Annotated in this window: 13 protein-coding genes and 1 pseudogene; 9 read left to right on the top strand and 5 right to left on the bottom strand. The window is 47.7% G+C overall.

Features of this window, described 5'->3' with window-relative positions; all coding sequences use genetic code 11:
- Positions 1-28: 28 nt before the first annotated feature.
- Positions 29-880: a DUF6387 family protein gene (locus BV494_RS17115; protein WP_104923937.1), complete on the bottom strand. Its 852-nt coding sequence runs from the start codon at positions 878-880 to the stop codon at positions 29-31.
- 272 nt (positions 881-1,152) lie between these two features.
- Between BV494_RS17115 and BV494_RS17110 the strand changes: the two genes are divergently transcribed.
- Together BV494_RS17110 and BV494_RS17105 are read left to right on the top strand one after the other, a co-directional pair.
- Positions 1,153-1,692, top strand: a complete 540-nt coding sequence (locus tag BV494_RS17110) for a hypothetical protein (RefSeq protein ID WP_104923936.1) — start codon at positions 1,153-1,155, stop codon at positions 1,690-1,692.
- 13 nt (positions 1,693-1,705) lie between these two features.
- Positions 1,706-1,975, top strand: coding sequence for a hypothetical protein (locus tag BV494_RS17105; protein ID WP_104923935.1), 270 nt, complete (start codon positions 1,706-1,708; stop codon positions 1,973-1,975).
- Between the two features lie 173 nt (positions 1,976-2,148).
- Here BV494_RS17105 and BV494_RS26445 read toward each other — a convergent pair.
- A pseudogene (locus BV494_RS26445) lies at positions 2,149-2,256 on the bottom strand (DUF6387 family protein); the annotation flags it as partial.
- Positions 2,257-2,427: 171 nt separating this feature from the next.
- Between BV494_RS26445 and BV494_RS17100 the strand changes: the two are divergent.
- Positions 2,428-3,423 (top strand): hypothetical protein, encoded by a 996-nt coding sequence (locus BV494_RS17100; protein WP_104923934.1) that lies wholly within the window; start codon positions 2,428-2,430, stop codon positions 3,421-3,423.
- Between the two features lie 235 nt (positions 3,424-3,658).
- On the opposite strand, the gene fabF is transcribed toward BV494_RS17100, so the two are convergent.
- Both fabF and BV494_RS17090 read right to left on the bottom strand, forming a co-directional pair.
- The gene (gene fabF / locus BV494_RS17095; protein WP_104923933.1) at positions 3,659-4,933 is read right to left on the bottom strand and encodes a beta-ketoacyl-ACP synthase II; all 1,275 of its coding nucleotides are present in this window, start codon (positions 4,931-4,933) and stop codon (positions 3,659-3,661) included.
- Between the two features lie 140 nt (positions 4,934-5,073).
- Positions 5,074-5,694, bottom strand: a complete 621-nt coding sequence (locus BV494_RS17090; RefSeq protein WP_104923932.1) for a TetR/AcrR family transcriptional regulator — start codon at positions 5,692-5,694, stop codon at positions 5,074-5,076.
- 344 nt (positions 5,695-6,038) lie between these two features.
- Here BV494_RS17090 and BV494_RS17085 point away from each other — a divergent pair, with 344 nt between their 5' ends.
- Positions 6,039-6,656 carry a trimeric intracellular cation channel family protein gene (locus tag BV494_RS17085; protein WP_104923931.1) on the top strand — a complete coding sequence of 206 codons (618 nt, stop codon included), beginning with the start codon at positions 6,039-6,041 and terminating at the stop codon, positions 6,654-6,656.
- 21 nt (positions 6,657-6,677) lie between these two features.
- Here BV494_RS17085 and ligB read toward each other — a convergent pair whose 3' ends face one another.
- The gene (ligB, locus tag BV494_RS17080; protein WP_104923930.1) at positions 6,678-8,375 is read right to left on the bottom strand and encodes an NAD-dependent DNA ligase LigB; all 1,698 of its coding nucleotides are present in this window, start codon (positions 8,373-8,375) and stop codon (positions 6,678-6,680) included.
- Positions 8,376-8,653: 278 nt separating this feature from the next.
- Between ligB and gmk the strand changes: the two genes are divergently transcribed.
- Genes gmk through recG form a run of 5 tightly spaced genes read left to right on the top strand, consistent with a single transcriptional unit; the run spans position 8,654 to position 14,517 of the window.
- Positions 8,654-9,277, top strand: coding sequence for a guanylate kinase (gene gmk / locus BV494_RS17075; RefSeq protein ID WP_104923929.1), 624 nt, complete (start codon positions 8,654-8,656; stop codon positions 9,275-9,277).
- A 54-nt stretch (positions 9,278-9,331) separates the two neighbouring features.
- Positions 9,332-9,607 carry a DNA-directed RNA polymerase subunit omega gene (gene rpoZ, locus BV494_RS17070; protein WP_013577639.1) on the top strand — a complete coding sequence of 92 codons (276 nt, stop codon included), beginning with the start codon at positions 9,332-9,334 and terminating at the stop codon, positions 9,605-9,607.
- Between the two features lie 19 nt (positions 9,608-9,626).
- Entirely contained in the window at positions 9,627-11,735 is a 2,109-nt protein-coding gene (spoT, locus tag BV494_RS17065; protein WP_104923928.1) for a bifunctional GTP diphosphokinase/guanosine-3',5'-bis pyrophosphate 3'-pyrophosphohydrolase, read from the top strand.
- Positions 11,736-11,740: 5 nt separating this feature from the next.
- A complete protein-coding gene (gene trmH / locus BV494_RS17060) occupies positions 11,741-12,439 on the top strand; it encodes a tRNA (guanosine(18)-2'-O)-methyltransferase TrmH (protein WP_104923927.1) in 699 nt (232 codons plus the stop codon).
- On the top strand, positions 12,436-14,517 hold the full coding sequence (gene recG, locus BV494_RS17055) for an ATP-dependent DNA helicase RecG (protein WP_104924828.1): 2,082 nt from the start codon (positions 12,436-12,438) through the stop codon (positions 14,515-14,517). Before trmH ends, recG begins: the two co-directional genes overlap by 4 nt.
- Positions 14,518-14,633: the final 116 nt, after the last annotated feature.

Raw genomic sequence — 14,633 nt, 5'->3', positions numbered from 1 at the left:
CTAATGTAGGAGCTTTAGGAGGTTTGGGTCAGTCAGAATCAGAGAGTATCATCACGTCTGAAACTCTCATGTTTTTCAAGTGGCTATTTTTGTTGATAAAAAGATTAAATTGTCGAATAAATCCATTAGTAGTGGCTTTCAGCGCAAGGGGTCGGTCAGTGTCTTTAATCTGATAATGAAGCCTTGTGGCACTTTCATCATCGTCATCTGTATAAAGCAATCGTGAAAGACGGTCATCGGACACTCGAACTTTTTTGATATTTGCCCATAGAAGAATGTCGAGCATAGGTATTAAACGATAATTGATAATTTTTTTAATGGTCCCATAGCCAAACCGAACAGAATCGATTGGATTTGGTTCTATGCCTTTAATGCTCCTCCACTGAGGTAATGCTGCTTTTAGTGCTTCTGCTATTGCTTCATCGGTTCCACTTGCCAGATCAATCTCAAACATTACTGTTTGGGGAAACTGATCTGGCATGGTCTCAGCAACAGGACGTTCGTAGTATTCTTTGTTGATCTCATAATCATCATCGCCACTCCAGAAAAACATACTGCGTTGCATTGACACAATGCACAGTTGAGCAAGTCTCTCAGTCGTTGTGAGTAAGAAATGCGGTGGTTGAAAAAGCTTATCTGTTGGTGTGGTGTAACCGAGTTGATCTTCCCTGATTAAGAACGGATCTCCACTAAAAATTTTTTGGAAGTAACCCATCATTGCTTTGTTTTCATGCTCATCACGATACGATTTAAAAAACAGGGTTCTCGCCCAAAGTTCATGATAAAGACGAAACAACGAAAGCTCTTCAAACTTACGGTATGCATCTACATTCAGCCATTCTTTGACTTGTTTAGTATGTTCTATTGACCAATTTTTCATAACTGTCCTAGATTTTTTTTCATAATTTTGTCAAAACTACCATCATCGCACCATTTCTTAATTTAGTTTTAACTTCTGATTCAATGTGAACTCTACTCTAAGATTTAACTATTCTTAAACGTGAGATTGGTCACATTTGATTCGAGTGAATACAATGTTTATAAATTTAATTCTAATAACCATATGATATGTATAGTTTTATATTCTTTATTTTTTGTGATTCATTGTGGTAGCATAACTGTTTATGCATACAGCAATTTAAGGCAATGGATATGGACGCAGAAAAAATTCAGAAAGACATAGACTCACTGTTGACCCTTATGAACGATGATATGGAGAGTTTAGGAGCAACGATCAAGACAGTCACATTTGGATTTGCAGATGGGCAGGAGGACCGGAAGGCTATCGACGAACTTTTTAATTGGAGTGAGGAACATCTTTTCAGGGTCATCAAAATTTGTAATTCTCGTTCTCTCATACAAAACGTTAGTAATGATTATTCCCGCATACACTTGACAGAGGAAGGTCAAAGTAGAGCTATATCTGTTAAGCATGGAAAAAATCGTTCATATGAATTAGGGGCAAGTATGCAAATCGCTACTTTAAATGTTAATGGTCCTGCACAAGTTGGAAATGGAAACACGCAAAACATTCATAATGTGTTTAATCAACTTGTTAAAAATATCGAGGACTCTTCAGCATCTGATGAAGATAAAGCCGAGGCCAAAAGTCGGCTTACCTCACTCCTTGAACACCCTCTAGTTACCTCAATAATAGGTAGCGTTGCAGGCTCTATTCCAGGCCTTTTTTAATAGGATAAATACGATGGAAGATCTAAACAAGACCATCAAGTTACATTGTACTTTCTGTCATTCGGAAGAATTTGCAGTGCCTTACGAAGGATATTCCCCTCCAGAGGGAACTTTTGTCGTCTGCTCTAAATGTGGTAGAGAAAATGATGTCACGTCTTTATTGATAATAGCTAAAGCTAAAGGATTAGATATTGCTACTGATTATGCTAACCAATTAGTTGATAAAATGAAGAAGGAACTTAAAAATTCATTTAGAAACAGTAAACATATAAAAATAAGATAGTATTTTTAGAGGCGGGATGATTCTTAGAGGAGTATCTATACTCCTTTAGTCATCTATTTTTAAATTTACACATACTGGGATTGATAAAATCATTATATACTTCATGTTAATAAAAACATGAGAGGTGATAATATGAAATTAAAATAATAGATGAATGTTCCTACCTTTGCCTATAGTTCATAACCCAGACCTTTTAAGGTGATTCCTTCGAACTTACGGTAGTTATCTATGTCGAGCCAAGCTTTGATTTCCTTTGTATGCTCTGGGGACCAATCTTTCATTAGAATCCTTTAGTTTTTATCCATATCATATCTTGTCAAAACTTCTAAATTAATGCTACATTTTTGAAACACTCTATGCCCTTTGCTGTTCTTATAACACTAAAATAAAGATTCAATTCCACAAAAAATAATCCCTTTATTTTATAATTAAAATTTAACAAGGACTTTTCTATGAATAAAGATAAAATTATAGATATTTGTGCTTTATGTCTAAAGATGAAAGAGCTTAGAGATAGTCATTTTCTTCCTAAATTTGTCTACAGGACAATGAATAAAATAAAGAAAGATAAATCAGAGAAGGTGCTTTTGCAATTCAATAGAAATGCAGCCCCAATTTTTCACGAAATTAAAAAATACCTCTTGTGCGAATGTTGCGAAGCTAAACTTAATCTTAATGGTGAGGATTACGTAGCTCGCTTGCTATTAAAAACCAACAACCAACCTACTAAAATTCATTCTATTTACTCAAAAAACATGTTGAGAAAAGAATTATTTAACACCTCTAACATTGAAGGGTTAGATAATAAAAAAATATTTTACTTTGCTACAAGCATCTTTTGGAGAGCCACTTTTGAATGGTATGGGAGCACCCCTCTGATATTAAAAGAGTCTACAACTTCAGAGATGAGACAGTTATTGAAATATAACGATGGTTCTTCATCTTACATTATAATTTGCCTCCCTCTTTTTCTCTTCGAACAACATAGTATAATTTTCCCTAAAAAATATCATCGGAAGGATATTTTTAACGGTGATTTCCATTATTTCACCATCTTCAACATGTGTTTTGTTATGATGCAAAAAGAAACTGCTAATAAATACTTTAATCTTAAAGAAATAAATAATTCCGTATGTCATATGATGAGCGATATACTACAGATAGGAATTATGAAAGAGTTTATTCTAAATTATTCCAAAAAAAATATTAAAAGTGGAATGAAATACTCAACTGAGGTTTCATGGGCGTTAAAATATATTTATAACAACATTGATAATCACAAAGGAAATTATACCATTCATCCAGACATCAAAGCATTAATTACACTGGGTGAAATATACAAATACTTTCACTACCTTTCTCAAACAGGTGCAGTTGAATACTGGAAAACTTATATTAACCACCCAAAAATTGAAAATGTTTTCTACACATACAAAGCTATCGCGTGAATATCATTTCCCTCCCAGTTAACCTCCATTCTTTTCGGGGGGTTAAATGGGGAGTAGAAAGCAATAAAAACATTTAAATTATGTAATGACATGACTTTTATAACTAAATTATTGAGATCAATATTCAGATTCAGAACATCGAGTAAATCGCCGGTTCTGATGCAATAAAAAACGCCTCCCGTCAGTCTGACCGGAGGCGTTTTTTTATGCCTTGGTGCTGAAATTCAGAAAGAAATTAATCTTCCCAACGTTTCAGCAGCACACAAGCATTCACTCCACCAAAACCAAAACCGTTGGACAGCGCATAAGTAATGCCGTGCTTCTGCGCCGTATTTCCGACGATGTTCAGGCCTTCTGCCGCGGCATCTTTATTTTCAAGGTTTAGCGTTGGCGGAACGATTTGGTCGCGCACAGCCAGGATGGTGAAGATAGTTTCCAGACCGCCCGCCGCGCCCAGCAAGTGACCGGTTGCAGATTTGGTGGACGTTACCGCGAGTTTCCCGTCTGTACCGAAAAGGGTTTTAATCGCGTTGATTTCACCCAAATCACCCACCGGCGTAGAGGTCGCATGCGCATTCAAATGCTGAACGTCTGAAGGCTGAATGCCCGCCTGACGCAAAGCAATTTTCATCGCACGGCCAGCGCCATTGCCGTCTTCCGCACCGGAAGTCATGTGGTAAGCATCACCGCTGGTGCCGTAACCGACGATCTCAGCCAGGATTTTTGCACCACGCGCTTTCGCATGTTCCAGTTCTTCGATAACCAGCATGCCTGCGCCTTCGCCCATCACAAAGCCATCGCGGGCGCTGTCGAATGGACGGGATGCTTTTTCCGGATGATCTTCATGGCCCGCAGACATCGCTTTTGCCGCCGCAAAACCACCCAGGCTCACGGTATCGATAGCCGCTTCAGCGCCACCACACAGTGCAACATCAGCTTCATCATTGCGAATCAAACGAACCGCATCGCCGATTGCCTGAACACCCGCCGCACACGCGGTCACCGGCGCCCCGATGGGGCCTTTGAACTGGTGTTTAATGGAAACCTGACCGGACGCCAGATTCACCAGGAATGAAGGAATGGTGAACGGGGATAAACGCTTAGCACCGCGGCTGTCGTTGGTGCGCACAGCATGTGCAATCGCCGGGAAACCACCGATACCAGAACCGATGACGGTTGCAGTACGTTCCTGCTGTTCAGCGGTTTCCGCTTTCCAGCCTGCATTCGCAATCGCCATATCGGCAGCGGCCATAGCGAAAAGAATGAAACGGTCCATTTTTTTCTGGTCTTTTGGTACAACAAACAGGTCGGGTTCGAACCCTGATTCGGGATCCTGTTCTTTAGTTTGTACCTGACCGCCAATTTTCACGGACAGCGTTGCAACAATTTCTTCCGGCAAAACGCGGATACCAGACTGACCGGCCAGCAGGCGCTTCCAGATAGTTTCGATATCACAGCCCAGAGGACTCACAGCCCCCATGCCGGTAATAACCACTCGACGATGAGTCATAAAAATTTCCTCTCTGTCTGTTAAAGACATAAGTTTCTGCTGAAACTTCCACCAGCGGGCAGAAACGATTTTAATTTAAGGCTGACAGTATGTGACGAATTACGATTTTGTAAACCCGTAACTCGAAAAATTTGTCGCAACTATTTTGACAGGCTACGCAGAACCAGACCGGTGATGGCCTGAACGCGTTCTTCCAGTTGCTCCGGCGTTTTTTGTTCCAGCAACAGCGGATGAGAGAACGGCGTTGTCACGCTGGTGATTGCCATACAGACCTCATCCAGCGGCGTTTTGCGCTCAAATTCACCGGACTCACGCCCGTCGTTCACTATTTTTTCCACAATGCTATACATCACAGCACGGTGATTTAACGTGGATTTCCATTGCTGAGCCGAAGCAATCGCGGCCAGATCATGTAACTTTCTATCCTGAAAGAAGAGCTCCAGACTACGCGTTAACAATGTCTTAAAAATTGAACGCAGGCGCAGAGTTGCACTTTGGTCACTCCGGGCAATCAGCAGTAATGCCTGATCAATCTGGCCGACACGCTGGGAACAGATTGCTTCACCAATCGCCTGTTTTGACTCAAAAAATTTATAAATATAAGCACTTGAAACGCCGATTGATTTAGCCAGATCCGCCACTGACGTTTTGGCATAACCATAGAGGCGAAAGTGCTCAAATGCCGCATCAATAATTTGTTCGCGCCGTTCGTGTTCGGCTGGTCCACGCTGAGTTAACGCAACCGGAATTTCGGGCTTCATACACTCCTCCGGACAGGTAAAACAATTAGGCTTTACGTCTTTTAGTGACGATTTTAAATAATCGTAACTTAAAAGTAGACGTTTTTCACCTTTATGGAAGAGACACTTCAGGAAGAAAACGAAAGAAGGATGTAGAAACCAGCAGGCGCTATCTGTTTTTCTAATCTAAAATAAGCCAAAATCCTTCCCGAGCCTTTTGTATTGCCTTACTGAGTAATTAATAACATTAGTTTTTGTAATCTGAAGGTGAATACAAAAGAAAAACTCAATCGAGAGTTTATGAAAACCTCATTACTCTACGCGGCTCCTGCTTTCTCACTCATTGATTTGCCCGGCGAACATTCATGTTACTCACAGTGCTTTATATTATCGGGATCACCGCAGAAGCCATGACCGGTGCTCTGGCGGCCGGACGTCGTAAAATGGACACTTTCGGCGTCATCATTATTGCGGCAGCAACGGCTATTGGCGGCGGTTCTGTTCGTGACATGTTGCTGGGACACTATCCTCTGGGCTGGGTTAAACACCCGGAATACATCGTCATTGTGGCCGTTGCCGCCATCATGACAACCTGGCTGGCCCCCCTGATGCAGCACCTTCGCCGGTTATTCCTCGTGCTCGATGCCGTAGGTTTGGTGGTATTTTCAATTATCGGGACACAGGTCGCACTCGATATGGGCCACGGTGCAATCATCGCGTCAGTCTGTGCTGTGATTACCGGCGTTTTCGGCGGTGTGCTGCGGGATATGATGTGTAATCAGATCCCACTGGTCTTCCAGAAAGAAATCTACGCAGGTATCTCTTTCGCCTCCGCCTGGGTTTATATCGGGCTGCAGTATCTCGCGTTGCCGCACAATCTGGTGGTCATTATCACCCTGCTTGTCGGTTTTACCGCGCGTCTTATCGCACTGCGGTTTCGTCTCGGGCTGCCGGTGTTCAATTACCCGCACTCAGATCATTAAGTTATCAGTCACCTTTCTGGGCTACTGAAAAGCAGGCAGCTTTGCCTGCTTTAGTCGTTCTGCAAGCGCCACAACCTGCGGGTGGTGGATAAAATCATAAACTTGCCTGGCCCGTTTTTGCCCTATTCCGGCCATTGTTTCCCATTCACTGGAAGTGAGTTGTTCCAGCTGACGCCAGTTTAGTCTTTGCTCCGCAAACTTCAGGGCAAAGGTCGGAAATCCCAATGCTGACAGCCAGTGTCTGAAGCCTTTCTCCCGCGTCAGCTGAATTTGAGCCACCAGTTTCTGCGCCTGCTTAACGCTAATCCCCGGCACCGCCGCCATTTCTTGCTCATTAAGGTTTAGCCAAACCACCAGTGAATCAGCCGGGACCCCGTCGAGCAGCTTTTGCCACGTCGCGCCACCAAACCCGGCCATATCTAATCCTTCAGGACCGCTGAGCCAGACAAGACGCGAAAGAAACTGCTGCGCGCAACCGTGTTCAGGCGTGAAACAAGTCAGCGCATCAAATTGTTGCGGCTCAGGAAGGTTGATTTCGGGGCGTTCGCTCACGCGCCATGTGACGTCATCAAGGCGCGGGATCCCCTGCCCGGCCAGGCTGATAGCCACCTGATCGCCGGGCAGCACATCCCAGGCTTTAAAGCGGGCAACCGACCCCACGCTGACTTTACTCACCGATTTATCGTCCAGTTTTAGCGTCTTCAGGTTCAGAATTACGGTGACTTTTCCACTTCGCCCCGTGGTTGTCGTGATACCCGTTACTTCCGTGAGTTGTCTGGCAGGCGGATATTTCCACGCCACGGCCCACGTGGCGGGTTTATTTATCCAGTATTTACCTGCAGGCTCTTCTTGCTGGCGGATAACCACGCCATCGGTCGCAAAAGGCAGCGGCTGGAGAAACCAGGTATCACGCCATTTCGACACGTCTGCCACCGAGTTAACTGCAAATGTGAATTGAGAAACTACAGGGAATCCCAATGCACTAAGTTTTTGGAGATGCTCCTGCATGTCGGCAGGCCCGTCAGGCCATGACCAGACAAAGATGCCAATCTGGCTAAGCTGATCGGACACCGAATTTCGCATCATGGCTCCCGCCACTTTTGATCTCGCATTCATGCCGCCTTCAACGCTTTGTTGGTGACCGGTCATCTTCAGGTAAAGCTCGCCCTGTAATACCAGTTCCGGACTTTTATCGGGAATATTGAGGGGAATTGACGGAATAGAGGCCGCTTTGGAGGTCCAGTTCTGGCCTTTGGCTCCATCACCCCGGCTTAGCAGGGCCGCCAGTTTGCCATGCCGGTAAATCAGCGAAACGGCCACGCCGTCGATTTTAGGCTGCACCCAGAGATTTTTACGACCGCGCATCCAGTCTGATACGGCCTGTTTATCGCGTAATTTATTGAGCCCGGTATGCGCGACAGGATGAGTAACAAAGGCGTCCTCGCCACCCGGTATCACGATCTCAGGTGATGGCAATCCGGCGCACTTCATCCACCGGCTTTGTTTATGGCGCAGGTTATCGTAAACGGAATCCTCGATCGGGCTGCTGCCAGAGGCGTGGTAAGCCTGATCCCATAGCGTCAGTTGTTCAGAAAGCTGATGTGTTTCGCGTGCAAGTTGTGCGGATGACCACGCAGGGCAATCTTGCGGGATGATCTCACTGGCCACTGCGGAAAAAATAAAACAGAACACGCTGATAAAAAGAGTGAAACGGCGCATAAGCACCTCCTTGTGGACGCAAGTAAACGCTGTCGATATTTTATCTGCCAGTGCCAATGTTCGTTCTTGCGAGACGCTTTCCTGATTATTTCATTCGTTGCTGTAATACAAAGAAATTTTGGAATGCAGCGCGTAATTCCACAAATTGGGGCTGTTTTCCCGGGCTTAGTTACGATGAAATACGTCGGAACGCTGCACCGAATGCGGCGAGCGTGTATACTGTGCGTGAGATCACTCTTCGCATACTTCCTATCAACCCAATCAGTTGAAACGTCATCATGGTTCAAGGCACGCTATATATTGTCTCCGCCCCGAGTGGAGCAGGTAAATCAAGTCTGATTCAGGCTTTACTGAAAACACAACCGCTCTACGACACACAGGTTTCTATTTCCCATACCACCCGTACAGAACGTCCGGGCGAGAAACATGGCGAGCACTACTTCTTTGTCTCTAAAGAAGAGTTTCGCGAGATGATTGAACGTGATGCCTTTTTAGAACACGCAGAAGTTTTCGGGAATTATTACGGGACTTCACGTGAAACCATTGAGCAGGTTTTAGCGTCTGGTGTTGACGTTTTCCTGGATATCGACTGGCAAGGTGCTCAGCAGATCAGGAAAAGAATGCCGCAGGCACGCAGTATTTTCGTGTTGCCGCCGTCAAAAGATGAGCTTGACCGTCGCCTGCGTGGCCGGGGTCAGGACAGCGAAGAAGTCATTGCAAAACGTATGGCGCAGGCTGTTGCAGAAATGACGCACTTTGCCGAATACGACTATTTAATTGTGAATGATGATTTTGATCTGGCTTTATCGGATTTAAAAACGATTATTCGCGCCGAACGTCTGCGTCTGAGCCGTCAACGGCTCCGTCATGACGGATTAATCACCAAACTATTGGCAGACTGAAGTCACTTTCAGTATTATGCCCAGTCTTTCGTCACCCTGTGGAGTAGCACATATATGGCACGCGTAACTGTTCAAGACGCTGTTGAGAAAATTGGTAACCGTTTTGACCTGGTGTTGGTGGCTGCTCGTCGCGCACGCCAGCTGCAATCTGGTGGTAAAGATCCACTGGTCGCTGAAGAAAACGATAAAGTGACTGTTATTGCCCTGCGCGAAATTGAAGAAGGCCTGATCACGAATCAGATCCTCGACGTTCGTGACCGTCAGGAACAGCAAGAACAGGAAGCCGCAGAGATTCAGGCAGTGACTGCCATCGCTGAAGGTCGTCGTTAATTAACGAAACGGATCTCACTTGTATATCTTTGAAAGCCTGAATCAACTGATTCAAAAATACCTGCCGGAGGAGCAAATTAAGCGCCTCGTGCAGGCTTACCTCGTGGCGCGGGACGCGCATGAGGGGCAGACACGTTCCAGCGGTGAGCCTTACATTACTCACCCAGTGGCCGTGGCATGTATTTTGGCTGAAATGAGGCTCGATCATGAGACTCTGATGGCGGCGTTATTACACGACGTTATCGAAGACACGCCTGCAACCTACCAGGATATGGAACAACTGTTTGGCAAAAGCGTTGCTGAACTGGTTGAAGGCGTTTCAAAGTTAGACAAGCTGAAATTCCGCGATAAGAAAGAAGCGCAGGCGGAAAACTTCCGCAAAATGGTCATGGCGATGGTGCAAGACATCCGCGTCATTTTGATCAAACTCGCTGACCGTACCCACAATATGCGCACGCTGGGCTCTCTTCGCCCGGACAAACGTCGCCGCATTGCCCGCGAAACGCTGGAAATTTACAGCCCGCTGGCACACCGTTTGGGTATTCACCACCTGAAAACCGAGCTCGAAGAGCTGGGCTTCGAAGCACTCTATCCAAACCGTTATCGCGTCATCAAAGAAGTGGTGAAAGCTGCGCGTGGTAACCGTAAAGAGATGATCCAAAAAATCCTCTCTGAGATAGAAGGCCGTTTAACCGAAGCCGGTATTCAGTGCCGTGTGAGTGGTCGCGAAAAGCACCTCTATTCGATCTATTGCAAAATGCACCTGAAAGAACAGCGTTTCCATTCCATTATGGATATCTACGCTTTCCGGGTGATCGTTAAAGAACTCGATACCTGTTACCGCGTGTTGGGCCAGGCGCACAGCCTGTACAAACCGCGTCCGGGTCGGGTCAAAGATTACATCGCCATCCCCAAAGCCAACGGCTATCAATCTCTGCATACTTCGTTAATCGGCCCGCACGGCGTTCCGGTTGAAGTACAAATCCGTACCGAAGATATGGATCAGATGGCAGAGATGGGGGTTGCGGCACACTGGGCTTATAAAGAGAACAGTGAAACAAGCACAACGGCGCAGATCCGTGCGCAACGTTGGCTGCAAAGCCTGCTCGAACTGCAACAGAGCGCGGGCAACTCATTTGAATTTATCGAGAGCGTGAAATCGGATCTGTTCCCGGACGAGATTTATGTCTTCACGCCGGAAGGCCGTATTGTCGAATTGCCTGCGGGCGCGACACCGGTCGACTTCGCGTACGCCGTGCATACCGATATCGGACATGCCTGCGTCGGCGCGCGTGTTGATCGTCAGCCTTATCCGCTCTCGCAGCCGCTGACCAGCGGCCAGACAATCGAAATCATTACCGCGCCGGGCGCTCGTCCGAATGCGGCATGGCTCAACTTTGTCGTCAGTTCACGCGCTCGCGCCAAAATTCGTCAGATGCTCAAGAACCTGAAACGTGATGATTCTGTTTCTCTCGGTCGACGTCTGCTTAACCATGCGCTGGGTGCCGGTAAAAAACTGTCAGACATTCCGCCAGAAAATATCAAAAACGAACTCGACCGCATGAAGCTCGCGGCGATGGACGATTTGCTGGCTGAAATTGGTCTCGGCAACGCCATGAGCGTCGTCGTGGCTAAAAATCTGATGGGTGATCAGTCTTCGATGGCAACATCGGGTACACGCAATCTGCCAATCAAAGGCGCAGACGGCGTGCTGATTACCTTCGCGAAATGCTGCCGCCCTATTCCGGGTGACCCGATCATTGCTCACGTGAGCCCGGGTAAAGGACTGGTGATTCACCATGAATCCTGTCGTAACATTCGCGGTTATCAGAAAGAACCTGAGAAATTCATGGCCGTTGACTGGGATAATCACCAGGAAACGGATCAGGAATTTATCGCGGAAATCAAAGTCGATATGTTCAACCATCAGGGCGCTCTGGCAAACCTGACCGCAGCGATTAACGCCGCGCAGTCAAACATCCAGAGCCTGAGCACTGAGGAAAAAGACGGCCGCGTATACAGTGCCTTTATCCGCCTGACGACCCGCGACCGCGTTCATCTGGCGAATATTATGCGTAAAATTCGTATCATGCCGGACGTCATCAAAGTCACCCGCAACCGAAACTGATTGTTATGACCCCAGAACGTTATGCGCGCATCCGCGAAATGCTTGCGGCCCGACAGCCAGACCTGACGGTCTGCATGGAACAGGTGCATAAACCGCATAACGTTTCTGCTGTTATCCGAACCGCCGACGCCGTCGGTGTTCACCAAATCCACGCCGTCTGGCCCACGACCCGAATGAAGACACTGGTTTCTTCTGCTGCGGGGAGTAACAGCTGGGTTCAGGTTAAAACGCACAAAACCATTCAGGATGCCGTCGCCAAGATGAAGGCGCAGGGTATGCAAATTCTTGCGACCAACCTGTCTGAAAAAGCCGTAGACTTCCGCGCGATTGATTACACCCGTCCGACCTGTATTTTGCTGGGGCAGGAAAAAACCGGTATTACACCCGAAGCTCTGGCTCTTGCGGACAGCGATATCATTATTCCGATGATCGGGATGGTACAGTCGCTGAATGTGTCCGTGGCCTCTGCTTTAATCCTGTACGAAGCACAGCGCCAGCGTGAAAATGCCGGGATGTATGATCGTGAGAACAGCGTTTTAAGCGAGAAAGAACAGCAGCGTCTGCTCTTTGAAGGCGGCTATCCGGTCTTATCTCATGTGGCGCAACGAAAGAAATTACCGCGCCCATTCATTGATGAAACTGGCCAAATTATTGCTGATGATGAATGGTGGTCAGCGATGCAAATGACGGTGAAAAAAAGATGAAAGGCCGCCTGCTCGACGCCATCCCGCTCACCTCGCTCTCCGGCGTGGGGGCCAGTCAGGCAGAAAAACTTGCTAAACTCGGTCTTGAAACTATTCAGGATCTGCTGCTTCACCTTCCCCTGCGTTACGAAGACCGCACACGTCTGTACACCATCAATGATTTATTGCCGGGTATCTTTGCGACCGTAGAAGGCGAAGTGCTGCGAAGTGATATCAGTTTCGGTCGTCGCAGAATGCTCACCTGCCAGATAAGCGATGGCACAGGTTTACTGACATTGCGCTTTTTCAACTTCAACGCCGCCATGAAAAATAGCCTGGCTGCTGGCCGCCGTGTGACGGCTTATGGCGAAATCAAACGCGGTACGCACGGCGCTGAAATTATTCATCCTGAATACCGTGTTCAGGGCGAAAACAGCGAAGTTGTTTTGCAGGAATCGCTGACGCCGGTTTATCCGACAACGGAAGGTATCCGTCAGGCGACATTGCGAAAACTGACCGATCAGGCGCTGGAATTGCTCGATACGGTGCCAATCGCTGAACTCTTGCCGGAAGAACTGAGCCGTTCATTAATCCCGCTTCCGCAGGCGCTGCATTTGCTGCACAGGCCGCCGCCGGACATTCAGCTGGCTGACCTGGAAAAAGGGCATCATCCGGCACAGCGTCGTCTGATTATGGAAGAGTTGTTGGCGCACAATCTCAGCATGCTGGCCGTCCGCGCTGGCACGCAAAGCTATAAAGCCATGCCGCTACATCATGACGACCGCCTTAAAAATCAGTTTCTGGCCTCTTTGCCTTTCAGCCCGACCGGTGCGCAACAGCGCGTGGTGGCTGAAATCGAACAGGATTTAGCAAAAAGCTATCCGATGATGCGGCTGGTTCAGGGCGACGTAGGTTCAGGCAAAACACTGGTGGCGGCGCTTGCAGCGCTTTGTGCCATTGCGCAGGGGCAGCAAGTCGGGCTGATGGCCCCCACGGAATTACTCGCCGAGCAGCACGCCAATAATTTCCGTCAGTGGTTCGAACCGCTGGGAATTCAGGTCGGATGGCTGGCCGGGAAACAAAAAGGCAAAGCCAGACAGACGCAGCAGGATGCGATTGCCAGCGGACAGGTTTCGATGGTCGTCGGGACTCACGCGATATTTCAGGAACAGGTTCTGTTCTCCTCGTTATCTCTGGTGATCATCGATGAGCAACACCGCTTTGGCGTTCATCAGCGCCTGGCGTTGTGGGAAAAAGGTCTGCAACAGGGCTTCCATCCGCATCAGCTGATCATGACCGCAACGCCAATCCCCCGGACGCTGGCAATGACCGCTTACGCCGATCTGGATACTTCCGTTATCGATGAACTTCCGCCGGGCAGAACGCCGGTAACGACCGTTGCGATCCCTGATACGCGCCGCAGCGATATCATCAGTCGCGTGAAAAGCGCCTGCGAGCAGGAAAATCGTCAGGCTTACTGGGTTTGTACGCTGATTGAAGAATCAGAAATGCTGGAAGCTCAGGCAGCGGAAGCCACCTGGGAAGGGCTGAAAGAAGCGCTGCCTGCGCTGAATATCGGGCTAGTTCATGGCCGGATGAAAGCGCAGGAAAAGCAGGCCGTGATGCAGGCGTTCAAACAGGGCGAAGTGCAGCTTCTGGTGGCGACAACCGTCATCGAGGTGGGTGTCGATGTCCCCAACGCCAGCCTGATGATCATCGAAAACCCGGAACGCCTCGGGCTGGCGCAGTTACACCAACTGCGTGGCCGCGTCGGGCGCGGTGCCATCGCTTCTCACTGCGTGTTGTTGTACAAAACGCCAATGAGCAAAACGGCGCAGAAGCGCTTGCAGGTTTTACGCGACAGCAACGATGGGTTTGTCATTGCTCAGCAGGATTTAGAAATCCGCGGGCCGGGTGAATTACTGGGCACGCGCCAGACCGGCAGCGCCGAATTTAAAGTGGCTGACTTGCTGCGCGATCAGGCCATGATCCCCGACGTACAGCGTATTGCCCGATATCTCCAGCAGCAATTCCCCGATCATGCAAAAGCGCTGATTGAGCGCTGGCTGCCGGAAAGGGTGCGTTATACCAACGCCTGATTTCCCCTCTTGCTTTCCTGAAATGCCAAAACATTATTGAAAATGATGTTTTGGTTCAGATGTATTTATCCCACTTCTGCTCATTTTCGCCTCAAAACCACTAAGTCCTCTGGTTA

Origin of the sequence: Rahnella sikkimica, assembly GCF_002951615.1 — a bacterium.
Classification (GTDB): Bacteria; Pseudomonadota; Gammaproteobacteria; order Enterobacterales; family Enterobacteriaceae; genus Rahnella; species Rahnella sikkimica.
Note: the sequence above shows the minus strand (reverse complement) of the source record. Positions and strands in the feature narration are given on the sequence as shown.